The 11842-nt window shown below is 67.7% G+C and carries 12 protein-coding genes; 10 read left to right on the plus strand and 2 right to left on the minus strand.

Features of this window, described 5'->3' with window-relative positions; translation table 11 throughout:
* The 4 genes from BJG92_RS09775 to BJG92_RS09790 all read left to right on the plus strand — a co-directional run.
* Positions 1 to 2727: DNA translocase FtsK (locus tag BJG92_RS09775; protein ID WP_232083830.1), on the plus strand; the 2727-nt coding region annotated here is incomplete at its 5' end.
* Between the two features lie 9 nt (positions 2728 to 2736).
* Positions 2737 to 3378 (plus strand): CDP-diacylglycerol--glycerol-3-phosphate 3-phosphatidyltransferase, encoded by a 642-nt coding sequence (gene pgsA, locus BJG92_RS09780; RefSeq protein ID WP_232083831.1) that lies wholly within the window; start codon positions 2737 to 2739, stop codon positions 3376 to 3378.
* A gap of 5 nt (positions 3379 to 3383) precedes the next feature.
* Positions 3384 to 3905, plus strand: a complete 522-nt coding sequence (locus tag BJG92_RS09785; protein ID WP_269461897.1) for a CinA family protein — start codon at positions 3384 to 3386, stop codon at positions 3903 to 3905.
* Positions 3906 to 4042: 137 nt separating this feature from the next.
* Positions 4043 to 4495, plus strand: coding sequence for a helix-turn-helix domain-containing protein (locus tag BJG92_RS09790; protein WP_232083833.1), 453 nt, complete (start codon positions 4043 to 4045; stop codon positions 4493 to 4495).
* Between the two features lie 152 nt (positions 4496 to 4647).
* Here BJG92_RS09790 and BJG92_RS09795 read toward each other — a convergent pair whose 3' ends face one another.
* Entirely contained in the window at positions 4648 to 5157 is a 510-nt protein-coding gene (locus BJG92_RS09795) for a MarR family winged helix-turn-helix transcriptional regulator (RefSeq protein ID WP_232083834.1), read from the minus strand.
* A gap of 44 nt (positions 5158 to 5201) precedes the next feature.
* On the opposite strand from BJG92_RS09795, the gene BJG92_RS09800 reads away from it, so the two are divergent.
* The 6 genes from BJG92_RS09800 to dapF all read left to right on the plus strand — a co-directional run bounded on the left by BJG92_RS09800 (position 5202) and on the right by dapF (position 10957).
* A complete protein-coding gene (locus tag BJG92_RS09800; RefSeq protein ID WP_232083835.1) occupies positions 5202 to 5420 on the plus strand; it encodes a DUF3046 domain-containing protein in 219 nt (72 codons plus the stop codon).
* Positions 5421 to 5683: 263 nt separating this feature from the next.
* Complete coding sequence (gene recA / locus BJG92_RS09805; RefSeq protein WP_224049150.1) at positions 5684 to 6736, plus strand: recombinase RecA; 1053 nt, start codon at positions 5684 to 5686, stop codon at positions 6734 to 6736.
* Positions 6737 to 6902: 166 nt separating this feature from the next.
* Positions 6903 to 7382, plus strand: a complete 480-nt coding sequence (locus BJG92_RS09810; RefSeq protein ID WP_232083851.1) for a regulatory protein RecX — start codon at positions 6903 to 6905, stop codon at positions 7380 to 7382.
* A 67-nt stretch (positions 7383 to 7449) separates the two neighbouring features.
* The gene (gene miaB, locus BJG92_RS09815) at positions 7450 to 9018 is read left to right on the plus strand and encodes a tRNA (N6-isopentenyl adenosine(37)-C2)-methylthiotransferase MiaB (protein WP_374199785.1); all 1569 of its coding nucleotides are present in this window, start codon (positions 7450 to 7452) and stop codon (positions 9016 to 9018) included.
* Positions 9019 to 9022: 4 nt separating this feature from the next.
* Complete coding sequence (miaA, locus tag BJG92_RS09820) at positions 9023 to 9991, plus strand: tRNA (adenosine(37)-N6)-dimethylallyltransferase MiaA (protein ID WP_232083836.1); 969 nt, start codon at positions 9023 to 9025, stop codon at positions 9989 to 9991.
* A 9-nt stretch (positions 9992 to 10000) separates the two neighbouring features.
* Positions 10001 to 10957: a diaminopimelate epimerase gene (gene dapF, locus BJG92_RS09825; protein WP_232083837.1), complete on the plus strand. Its 957-nt coding sequence runs from the start codon at positions 10001 to 10003 to the stop codon at positions 10955 to 10957.
* Here dapF and BJG92_RS09830 read toward each other — a convergent pair.
* Positions 10938 to 11552 carry a class I SAM-dependent methyltransferase gene (locus BJG92_RS09830; protein WP_232083838.1) on the minus strand — a complete coding sequence of 205 codons (615 nt, stop codon included), beginning with the start codon at positions 11550 to 11552 and terminating at the stop codon, positions 10938 to 10940. The two genes, dapF and BJG92_RS09830, sit on opposite strands and share 20 nt — an antisense overlap.
* Between the last annotated feature and the right edge of the window lie 290 nt (positions 11553 to 11842).

Consider the following 11842-nt stretch of genomic DNA (forward strand, 5'->3'; position numbering starts at 1 on the left):
CACGTCGTCGGGGCCGGGGTCCGCAGGATCGGATCCGACGTCAGCGACCTCGCCCCCGAGGACCGGCGCGACGGCGCGGCCCTGTTCAACCTCGCCCTCGGCGTCGTCGTTGCTACCTTCGCCTGGTGGGGCTTCCGGGGCTGGTTGCCGGACCTGGTCTACGGAATTGTCAACGGCACCTTCGGCTGGATGTCCCTGCTGCTTCCGCTCATGCTCTTTGTCTGTGCCTTCCGGCTGTTCCGCCAGCCCGACGACGGCCGCGGCAACAACCGGATCGGTATCGGCTTCCTCATCATGACCTTCGCCGGCTGCGGCCTGGCCCACATCATCGGCGGCCAGCCCACCGTCGCGGAGGGCTTCGAGGGCCTGCGCCGTGCCGGCGGCATGCTCGGCTATCTTGCCGCTGCGCCGCTGGCAACGATCCACGCCGCCGTCCCGGTGGCGCTCTACGGCCTGCTCGCCTTCACCGCCCTCCTGATCGTCACCGCCACCCCCTTCGGCGCCATCCCCAGCAGGCTGCGGGGCGCCTACGAGCACCTCATGGGCATCGACCTGCAGGACGGCGACAGCGGCGACGGCCACGACCGCAGCTACCTGTACGAAAACGACACGCCGGCCCCTGCGAGGAAGAAGCGCCGCCGCCTCTTCGGCAAGGACCGAACCGCCGACGCCGGCCTCGAAGGCTATGTCGGCGACGAGGCCTTCGAACGTGCCCTCGTCGAGGACGAGGAAGCAGCCGCCGCCGCCAAGGCGGCCGGCAAGGGCGCCAAATCAGTGGCGCCCGGCGTGCGCCGGCCCACCCAGGCCGAGATCGCCGTCGAAAAGATCAAGGCAGCCCAGGGCCTGGGCACCGGGGCAGCCAGCGCCGCCGGAGCCGTGGGGGAGAACGCCACCGAGGCGATCCCGCTCGTCACCCCCGGCATGGTGGCCGCCGGTTCCCTCAACGTTCCGTCCGCTACCGCGGCCGCCGCCGCCGCGCAGGTGCCCTCCCGTCCCGTCACGCCGCCACCGTTGCCTACGCCGATTCCGCAGCGCACGGAACAGCTCTCCCTCGCCGGCGACGTCACCTACACCCTGCCGGCGTCGGACGTGCTGACGCCCGGGTCCATCCCCAAGGAGCGCACCGAGGCCAACGACGCGATCGTCGCCTCCCTGACCGAGACCCTCAACCAGTTCAACGTCGAAGCCCAGGTCACCGGCTTCAGCCGCGGTCCCACCGTGACCCGCTACGAGATCGAGCTTTCCCCGGGCACCAAGGTGGAACGCGTCACCGCCCTGTCCAAAAACATCTCCTATGCCGTCGCGAGCTCGGATGTTCGCATCCTCAGCCCCATCCCCGGGCGGTCCGCGATCGGCATTGAGATCCCCAACACGGACCGCGAAACCGTGTCCCTCGGGGACGTGCTGCGCAGCCAGAACGCCCGGCGGACGGAACACCCCATGGTGATCGGGGTCGGCAAGGACGTCGAGGGCGGCTACGTCGTGGCGAACCTGGCCAAGATGCCGCACCTCCTGGTGGCCGGCGCCACGGGCGCCGGCAAGTCGGCGTTCGTGAATGCCATGATTACCTCCATCCTGATGCGCGCCACCCCCGACGAGGTCCGCATGGTCATGGTGGACCCCAAGCGGGTGGAGCTGACGGCCTACGAAGGGGTCCCTCACCTCATCACGCCCATCATCACCAACCCCAAGAAAGCCGCCGAGGCCCTGCAATGGGTGGTCCGGGAAATGGATGCACGCTACGACGACCTCGCGAACTACGGGTTCAAGCACATCGATGACTTCAACAAGGCGGTGCGGGCCGGCAAGGTCCACGCACCCGAGGGTTCCAAGCGGGTCATCCGCCCGTACCCGTACCTGCTGGTGATCGTGGACGAACTCGCCGACCTCATGATGGTGGCCCCGCGCGACGTCGAAGACTCGATCGTCCGCATTACCCAGTTGGCCCGTGCCGCCGGCATCCACCTGGTCCTCGCCACCCAGCGGCCCTCGGTGGACGTCGTCACCGGCCTGATCAAGGCCAACGTCCCGTCCCGGATGGCCTTCGCGACCTCCTCCGTCACCGACTCCCGCGTGGTCCTGGACCAGCCCGGCGCCGAGAAGCTCATCGGCCAGGGCGACGCGCTCTTCCTGCCGATGGGCGCCTCCAAGGCCATGCGCGTCCAGGGTGCCTGGGTGACCGAGTCCGAGATCCACAAGGTGGTCGAACACGTCAAGGGCCAGCTCAAAGCCGTGTACCGGGACGACGTTGCCCCCGAGGCGCAGAAGAAGCAGATCGACGACGACATCGGAGACGATCTCGAGGTCCTGCTGCAGGCCACCGAACTCGTGGTCACCACCCAGTTCGGTTCCACCTCGATGCTGCAGCGCAAGCTGCGCGTCGGCTTTGCGAAGGCCGGCCGCCTGATGGACCTGCTCGAATCCCGCGGCGTCGTCGGCCCCTCCGAGGGCTCCAAGGCGCGCGACGTCCTGGTCAAGCCGGACGACCTTGCCGCGGTGCTCGCCGCCATGAAGGGCATGGATGTGCCTGCCGTCGCCGATTCCCAGACGGCCGCACTGAGCGAGAACGCCAACGCGAACATCGCCCAGGGCGGCTACGCGGAGGACCTCGTCGCCACGGACCTGGACCGGCGCAGCCAGAATACCGAGTACTACGACGGGGCCGACGCCGGCTCCGGCGATGATGAGGACGGCTCCGAAGACGCCTGGTCCCTCACCGGACGGTAGCCTAGGAAGGTGACTAGCACCGACGCCAACAGTTCCGGGCCCGCCCAGCGGATCTGGAACCTGCCCAACATCCTGACGATGCTGCGGATCGCGATGGTGCCCTTCTTCGTCTGGTTCCTCCTGCTTGACGCACCGGGGCTGGAGAGCCAGGACGGCATCTGGCGCTGGGCCGCCGCCGCGACGTTCGCGGTGGCCATCTACACGGACAAGCTCGACGGCGACATTGCGCGCAGCCGCGGGCTCGTCACCGACTTCGGCAAGATCGCGGACCCGATCGCGGACAAGCTCCTGATCGGCTCCGCGCTGGTCATGCTGTCCTTGCTGGGGGAACTCCCGTGGTGGGTCACCGTCCTGATTCTGGTCCGCGAGTGGGGCATTACCGCCCTGCGCTTCTCCGTGATCCGCTACGGCGTGATCCCGGCCTCGCGCGGCGGAAAGCTCAAGACCGCCACCCAGACGCTGGCGATCTTCCTGTACCTCATCCCGCTGGCCTCCGTCGCGGCGTGGTTCGGCGTCGTGGCCTTCGTGGTGATGATGGTTGCCCTGGCGATCACGCTGTGGACCGGCGGCGAATACGTCATCGAAGCCCTCAAGCTGCGCGCCAGCGGAATCCGGGCGGAGCAACAGAAGATCCAGGAGGGCAAGCCGTGACGAATCTGCCAGCCGACCAGCACCCCACCGAGCACCCCAATCTGCACCGCCTCGCGGAGCAGGCCGTCACCGAGGCCATCGGGCGCGGCCTCACGGTGGCCACCGCCGAGTCCCTGACCGCCGGCATGGTCGCCGCTGTCCTCGCCGACACTCCCGGCGCCTCCGGGATGCTGCAGGGCGGTGTGGTCTCCTACCAGAACACTGTCAAGACCGGCGTGCTCGGCGTCCCCCGTGAGCTTCTCGACGCCGTCGGCGCCGTGGACGGACAGGTCGCCGAGGCCATGGCCGACGGCGCCCGCAGGATCTGCGGCGCCGACATAGGGGTCTCCACCACCGGCGTCGCCGGCCCGGAACCGCACGGCGGGAAGGCCGTCGGATCGGTCTACGTGGGCATCGCCACCGCGGAGGGGACGACGTCGTACGGGTACAGTTTCGAGGGATCCCGACCCGAAATCCGGGCCCTGGCCTGCGCGGCGTCGCTGGAACGGTTGCTCGAAGCGCTGGCAGCCAAAAGCTACCCGACGTAAAGTTGCCGGGAACAAAAGTCGATTCCGAATAGTTGTTACATTGTGTCGCCTCCGAATATCGGAGGCGCCTAGGATGAGAGCATCAACAGTCCACCCTGGCGGGTGGACTCGACATACGAGGGAGCAAGGCGATACAGATGGTAAAGCAGCCCGTATCCATAAACGGCGTTGTCCGCTGGAAGGATGTGGGCCTCGCCGATCAGGCTAAGAGCGAACAGAAGGAGCGCAAGATGGTTGTACTTCGTCACGAAATCGGTGATGTACTCCGCGATGTCCGCCAACGCCAAGGCCGCACCCTCCGCGAAGTCTCCCACAGTGCCCGCGTTTCCCTGGGCTACTTGAGCGAAGTGGAACGCGGCCAGAAGGAAGCCTCCTCGGAGCTGCTCTCCTCGATCTGCTCGGCCCTTGATGTTCCGCTATCCAGCATGCTCCGCGAAGTCAGCGACCGCGTCGCCGTCGCTGAGGGAGTAGCAGTTCCGGATACCGTCCCGCAGGACTTCGCTCAGCGGTACGGCCGCGACCTGGACCGTGAGCTCAACACCGACCTCAACGATGAGCTGGCCAAGGGCCTTCTCTCCGGGGCGCGCTAGCCCCGACCCCAACATCGACAACGGAGAGGACCCCCGGCCACGCCGGGGGTCCTCTTTGCGTCAGCGGGGATATTGCTGACGTGCCTGCAGGGACGTGCCTGCGGGGACGTGCTTGCGGCAAGTGCCCTCCGTGGGACCCGGAGGGGCCGAGGTTACGGGGACTCCTCCCGGGGAAAGCCGTCGCGTTCGTACGTGGCGTTGAGTTTGGCGATGTAGCGGGCCAGGGTCTCGAGTTCTTCCGGCGGCCACTCCCTGAGCCGTTCCCGGAAGACCTTGCGCCGGGCGTCCTGCACCTGATGCATCTTGTCCTCGCCCGTGGGTGTCAGGCCGATGATCTGTGCCCGGCCGTCGAGCGGGTCGGCCTCCTTGGACACGAGGCCTAGGCCCTCGAGGAACGCAATCTGCCGGCTCACGGAGGGCTTCCCGACGCCGATGCTTGAGGCCAGATCGGTCAGCCGCATGGGACCCTGCCGCCGGATCACGGCGAGCAGGCCGTACGCGGCCGGTTCCATCTCGGGGTGGACTTGACGCGACAGCTGCTGGGAAATGGAGCGTCCGCGTCGCCAGAACAGGCTCAGCTGGTTTTCGACGGCGTTAAGCCCGGCTTCTGAGGGGTCCTCGGCGCTCCCGGGATTCCCGGTGCCCTCGGCGGGGTTGGTCATGGCCACCATTCTAGAGTCCGCCCGCACCGTGAGAGACTCTATTGGTGCGAATCAGTGACTTTTGGCGCCTTATGGACGACGAATTCGGAGCCGGGTACTCCCGTGTCCTCAGCAGTTCAATGGTCCTGGCCGGAGTGGGCGGGCGCACGGCCGACCAAGCCCTCAACGCCGGCGTCCCGCCCCGGCAGGTCTGGCTGGCCCTCTGCGACGTGCAGGACGTCCCGCCCGAGCGGCGGCTTGGCCGCGACGTTAAACCGCGCTGACACAGGTCTGCGGCGACCGGCGTGTCCGCAGCCTGACACGCCGCCCCGTTGTTCGAATATCTGTTCGGGTAGGACTATGCTTTTTTCAGGGCGATTTCCACATACGCGACGTCGGCTGGCAACACTGTCGGTGGGTGGCACTAGCGTCAGTAGTGGCAGACAACCGATCGAACCAACCACTTGACCCGATCAAAGCAACACCGATCAAAACACCACCGGCCCGCAACGGCCACTCCACAGCGAAAGTATTAGAGGTGTGAACCATGGCCGCAGCCCCGGATCGTCAGAAGGCGCTCGACGCAGCACTTGCCCAGATTGACAAGCAGTTCGGCAAAGGTTCAGTCATGCGCCTCGGTGACGAGGTTCGTGCGCCGATCGAGGTCATCCCGACTGGCTCCATCGCGCTGGACGTCGCCCTGGGAATTGGCGGCCTGCCCCGCGGCCGTGTCGTGGAAATCTATGGACCGGAATCCTCCGGTAAGACCACCGTCGCGCTGCATGCGGTAGCGAACGCCCAGCGCCTGGGCGGCATCGCCGCGTTCATCGACGCCGAGCACGCCCTGGATCCGGAATACGCCGCCAAACTGGGCGTCGACACCGACGCGCTGCTGGTTTCGCAGCCGGACACCGGCGAGCAGGCCCTGGAAATCATGGACATGCTGATCGGCTCAGGCTCCCTTGATGTCATCGTCATCGACTCCGTCGCCGCGCTGGTTCCCCGCGCGGAAATCGAAGGAGACATGGGCGACAGTCACGTTGGTCTCCAGGCCCGCCTGATGAGCCAGGCCCTGCGTAAGATCACCGGCCGCCTGAGCCAGACCAAGACCACCGCCATCTTCATCAACCAGCTGCGTGAAAAAATCGGGGTCTTCTTCGGCTCCCCGGAAACCACGACCGGTGGTAAGGCCCTGAAGTTCTACGCCTCGATCCGCATCGACGTCCGCCGGATCCAGACCCTGAAGGAGGGCGCGGACTCCGTCGGTAACCGCACCAAGGCCAAGATCGTCAAGAACAAGATGGCCCCGCCCTTCAAAATCGCTGAATTCGACATCATCTACGGCCAGGGTATTTCCCGCGAGGGCGGCATCATCGACATGGGTGTCGAGCACGGCCTGATCAAGAAGTCGGGTTCCTGGTTCACGTACGACGGCGACCAGCTGGGCCAGGGAATGGAGAACTCCCGCCGGTTCCTGCGCGACAACCCTGAGCTGGCCGCCGAGCTCGAGCGCCTCATCAAGGAAAAGCTCGGCGTCGGCGTGAAGGCCCCCGCCGAGACCGAGGCTTCGCCGAAGCTGAAGGCCGTTGACGGCTTCTAACGGCCAGGCGTCTGACGGCACCGCTTCCGGGCGCGGGGCACGCAGGGGGGCAGGATTCGCAGCACGGAAACCTGCCCCCGGCGTTATCGACGTCACGGAGGCAGCGTCGGCGCGCCGGTCCGCGGAACCGGACCGGGACGCTGACCCCGCGGCCGTAGCCCGGGCCATCGTGCTGCGGCAGCTCACGAATTCGCCCAAGAGCCGGCTGCAGCTCGCCCGCAAGCTGGCCGAGCGCAATGTCCCCGGTGACGTTGCCGAGGCCGTGCTGGACCGTTTCGAAGAAGTGCGCCTCATCGACGACGCAGACTTCGCTGACATGTGGGTCCGCAGCCGGTCCCAAAGCCGCAAGCTGGCCAAGGGCGCGCTCCGGCGTGAACTCGCGGAGAAGGGCATCGACGCGGACATTGCGGCCGGCGCCCTGGAACAGCTCAGCGACGCGGACGAGGAATCCGCCGCGCGCGAGCTCGTCCAGCGCAAGCTCAGGGGAGTCAACGGGTTCGAGGACCGTGCCGAGCGGGACAAGACCACCCGGCGGCTGGCCTCGATGCTGGCCCGCAAGGGGTACCAGCCTTCCCAGGCGTTCCGGATCGTGGGCGAAGTCCTCGATGCCGCGGTGGCAGGCGCCGAAGCCGGACCGGACTTCTGAACCGGCCTTCTGGACCCGCACCCCGGCAGCCAGCGCGGGGACACCGTGAACCCGTTACCCTTAACAGGTGAGTTTGACCATTCCCTCCCCAGCAGCCAGCACCGCCCCTTCCATGGACACCGCCTCAGCAGGCGATGTCCCAGCTGAAACTCTGCAGCCCCGCACCTACCAGGTGCGCACCTTCGGCTGCCAGATGAACGTTCATGATTCCGAACGCATGGCCGGGCTGCTGGAGGCGGCCGGCTACGTGCCCGCCGCCGGGGAACTCGCCGACGTCGTGGTTTTCAACACCTGCGCCGTGCGCGAGAACGCCGACAACAAGCTCTACGGAAACCTGGGGATGCTGGCGCCCGTCAAGGCAGCCAACCCCGGGATGCAGATCGCCGTCGGGGGCTGCCTGGCGCAGAAGGACCGCGAAGCCATCCTGAAGAAGGCCCCGTGGGTGGACGCGGTCTTCGGCACCCACAACGTCGGCGCCCTGCCGGCCCTGCTGGAGCGGGCCCGCCACAACAACGAGGCGCAGCTGGAAATCCTCGAGTCGCTCGACGTCTTTCCCTCCACCCTTCCCACCAAGCGGGACTCCGTCTATTCAGGCTGGGTATCGATCTCCGTGGGCTGCAACAACACCTGCACCTTCTGCATCGTCCCGGCCCTGCGCGGCAAGGAGAAAGACCGGCGGCCCGGCGAAATCCTGGCCGAGATCCAGGCCCTCGTCGACGACGGCGCGATCGAAGTAACACTGCTGGGCCAAAACGTGAACTCCTACGGCGTCGAGTTCGGCGACCGGCAGGCCTTCTCCAAGCTCCTGCGCGCCTGTGGCGAGATCCCCGGCCTGGAGCGGGTCCGGTTCACCAGCCCGCACCCGGCCGCCTTCACCGACGACGTCATCGATGCCATGGCTGAAACCCCCAATGTGATGCCGCAACTTCACATGCCGCTGCAGTCGGGGTCAGACAAAGTCCTCAAGGACATGAAGCGCTCCTACCGTTCCACGAAATTCCTCGGCATCCTGGACAAGGTCCGCGAGAAGATCCCGCACGCAGCCATCTCCACGGACCTCATTGTCGGCTTCCCCGGCGAGTCCGAAGAGGACTTCCAGGCCACCCTCGACGTCGTCGAGAAGTCCCGCTTCGCCACGGCGTTCACCTTCCAGTACTCCAAGCGCCCCGGCACGCCCGCGGCCGATCTCCCGGACCAGCTCCCCAAAGCCGTGGTCCAGGAACGCTTCGAGCGGCTCACGGCCCTGCAGGACCGCATCGCGGCCGAGGAAAACGCCCGCCAGCTCGGACGCCGGGTGGAAGTCATGGTCACGGCCCGATCCGGCCGCAAAGCCGAGGAAACCCACCGGCTCTCCGGCCGGTCCCAGGACCAGCGGCTGGTGCACTTCTCCGTCCCCGCCGGCGCCGAGGTGCCCCGCCCCGGCGATCTGGTGACGGTCACCATCACCGGCGCCGCGGCCTTCCACCTCGTTGCGGACCCGGCGTCGGCGGACGACTACACCGTGCGCCGCTCCCGCGCGGGAGACGCCTGGGACCGGTCCCAGGCGGATTCCTGCGGCGCGCCCGTGCCGGCGGCAGCCTCCGGAATTTCCGGCGTGTCCCTGGGCATGCCCAGCCTTCCGTCCCGCGGCCGCTGACCCCGTGGCGGGTCCGCAGGACAGGGCCGGGCAGGCACCGCCCGTGATCGCCGTCGTCGGGCCGACGGGCTCGGGCAAATCCGATCTTGCAGTCTCGCTCGCACTCGAACTCGACGGCGAGGTCATCAACGCCGATTCCATGCAGTTCTACCGCGGCATGGACATCGGCACCGCCAAAATCACCGACGCCGAGCGCAGGGGAGTGCGGCACCACCTTCTGGACATCCTCGACGTGACGGAGGAAGCCAGCGTCTCGGAATTCCAGCAGCAGTGCCGCGCGCTGATCGCCGGCATCCACGCCCGGGGCAAACGCGCCATCCTGGCCGGCGGCTCCGGCCTCTACGTCCGTGCCGCCCTGGACGTCCTGGAATTTCCGGGCACGGACCCTGCGCTCCGCCGCCGGCTCGAAGCGGAACTGGGGACCGGGGGACCTGCGCCGCTGCTGGCGCGGCTGCAGATGGTGGACCCGGAGTCCGCCGGCCGGCTCGGCGACGCGCGCAGGGTCATCCGAGCCCTCGAAGTGTTCGAACTGACCGGGCGGCCGTTCAGTTCCTTCATGCCCACCCGCGAGTACTTCCAGCCCGCCGTGCAGATCGGTCTCGAGGTGGACCGGGAAAAGCTTCGGGAGCGGCTGGCTCTTCGCGTTCACGCCATGGTGGCGGGCGGCCTGCTGGAGGAGGTGCGGAAGCTCGACGCCGCGGGCCTCCGCGGCGGCAGGACCGCCCCGCGCGCCCTCGGGTACGCCCAGTTCCTCCGGGTCCTCGACGGCGGCTCGGACACGGCCCAGGCCACGGAGGAAACCATCGTCGCGACCCGGCAGTTCGCCCGGCGGCAGCTGACCTGGTTCCGTGCCGACCCGCGCATCCACTGGCTGGACTGGCAGGATCCCGGACTGGTGGCAAAGGCCGCCGCCCTGTGCGCCCCCGGGGGTGCCCCGGCGCCTGTTGCGGGGGCTGTGCAACCTGACCGGTAATCTTGGAGCATGAACGAATCCCAGGGCGCAGCCGCTGATCCTCACTCCGCCGGCAGCACTGCAGCGTTGAGCGGGCTCACCTTCTCCAAAGGCCACGGCACGGGCAACGACTTTGTGCTCCTCGCCGATCCGAACGGCACCCTCTCCGTCACCCCCGAGCAGGTCGCCGCCCTGTGCGAGCGCCACCGCGGAATCGGCGGCGACGGGCTGATCCGCGCGGTCCCGTCCCGGCTCCTGCCCGAGGGCCAGGAACTATTGCTGGAACACCCGGACGCCGAGTGGTTCATGGACTACCGCAACGGTGACGGCTCGCTGTCCGAAATGTGTGGCAACGGCGTCCGCGTCTTCGTGCACTTCCTGATCGCAGAAGGCCTGGTGGAGCTGCCCGCCGGCGAATCACTGACCATCGGCACCCGCGGAGGCGCCAAGACGATTGTGCGCACTGCCGCCGGCTACGCCGTCGACATGGGGCCCTGGGAGTTCATCTTCCCCGGCGAGGCGACGGCGCGGGCCATGGATTCGCTGGTCAGCGCGGAAGGCCTGGAGGTCGCCCGGCCGGCGCTGTCCGTGAGCATGGGAAACCCCCATACTGTGGTCGCGCTGGCCGAGCCGGCCGAGCTCGAGGCCACCCGGTTGTTCACCGCACCCCTTGTGGATCCCGCCCCGCCGCACGGCACCAACGTCGAGTTCGTCGTGCCCTCCGAGCCGCTGGTCCACGACGGCGTCGGAACCATCACGATGCGGGTGCACGAGCGCGGCGTGGGGGAGACCCAGTCCTGCGGCACCGGCGCGTGCGCCGCCGCCGTCGCGATCCGCCACTGGGCCGGCCAGGGCGCCCCGGACGTCTGGAATGTCCACGTGCCTGGCGGCGTCGTCGGCGTGAAGTTCTTCCTCGGCGCGGAGGGCCACGAGCATGTTGAGCTCAGCGGCCCGGCCGTCATCGTGGCTAGTGGGACGCTTTCCTGACCCTCAGGATGCGGAAGGACTTTGACGTGCTTTCCCGGGTTACGGTGAAGCTGCTGTCCAGTTCGCCCGCGAGCCAGCGCTGCAGCGAATCCGAGCCGAGGTTCTTTTGGACCACGAGCCACGCCGAGCCACCCGGGGCCAGCAGGGGCAGCCAGTGGAGGAGCAGGGCATGAAGCTCGTCCTTGCCGATCCGGATGGGCGGGTTGGACCAGATGGTGTCGAAGCGGAGTTTCGGGTCGACGGCGCCGGGGGTGCTGGCTGTGACGTTTCCCAGCCCCAGCAGCGCCGCGTTCTCGTTCGTCAGGCTCACGCAGCGCTCGTTGACGTCCACCGCATAGACGTGTGAGTGCGGGGCCCGGAGGGCCATGGTCAGCGCGATCGGACCCCAGCCGCAGCCGATGTCCAGGAGGTTACCCTGCGGGGCCGGGGGCGGCGCATCGGCCAGCAGCACAGCCGTTCCCTTGTCGATGCCATCGGGACTGAAGATGCCCGATGATGTCTGCAGCTGCCGTGTCCCGCCGGCAAGCTCCACGGTCAGCGGCTTGCGGGTGAACGGCCCGGCGGGTTGGGCGCTGAAATAGTGTGCAGACTCCATAACTGGCCAGATTAGTTGGCGTCCGGCGCTAAGGGAAACCGGGCGGAAGAGCGGCCGCACGCCCGCAGTGTACTGTTCCGGCTCGGCCTGGGGCCGCGGGCCAGGCGAATAATGGCGTTCTGCTAGTCTTAAACACATGTTCCTGAACTCCAGGTAGCCGGCGCGGGTTAAATCCCGCCCCCGCAGCGACGCAGGTAGTTACCTTCCGCTCAGTGCGCCACCATCTCTGTCCTGAAGAAGACCCATCGGCTGGTGCCCGGTCACTCCGGAGTTTGGCAGTGCTCACTGGA

It is taken from the genome of Arthrobacter sp. SO5, assembly GCF_020532805.1.
Taxonomy (GTDB): Bacteria; Actinomycetota; Actinomycetes; order Actinomycetales; family Micrococcaceae; genus Arthrobacter.

Coding starts and splice junctions, on each gene's coding strand:
- BJG92_RS09790 (WP_232083833.1), top strand. CDS start 4,043: ATGGTAAAGCAGCCCGTATCCATAAACGGCGTTGTCCGCTGGAAGGAT.
- BJG92_RS09795 (WP_232083834.1), bottom strand. CDS start 5,157: ATGACCAACCCCGCCGAGGGCACCGGGAATCCCGGGAGCGCCGAGGAC.
- recA (WP_224049150.1), top strand. CDS start 5,684: ATGGCCGCAGCCCCGGATCGTCAGAAGGCGCTCGACGCAGCACTTGCC.
- dapF (WP_232083837.1), top strand. CDS start 10,001: ATGAACGAATCCCAGGGCGCAGCCGCTGATCCTCACTCCGCCGGCAGC.
- BJG92_RS09830 (WP_232083838.1), bottom strand. CDS start 11,552: ATGGAGTCTGCACACTATTTCAGCGCCCAACCCGCCGGGCCGTTCACC.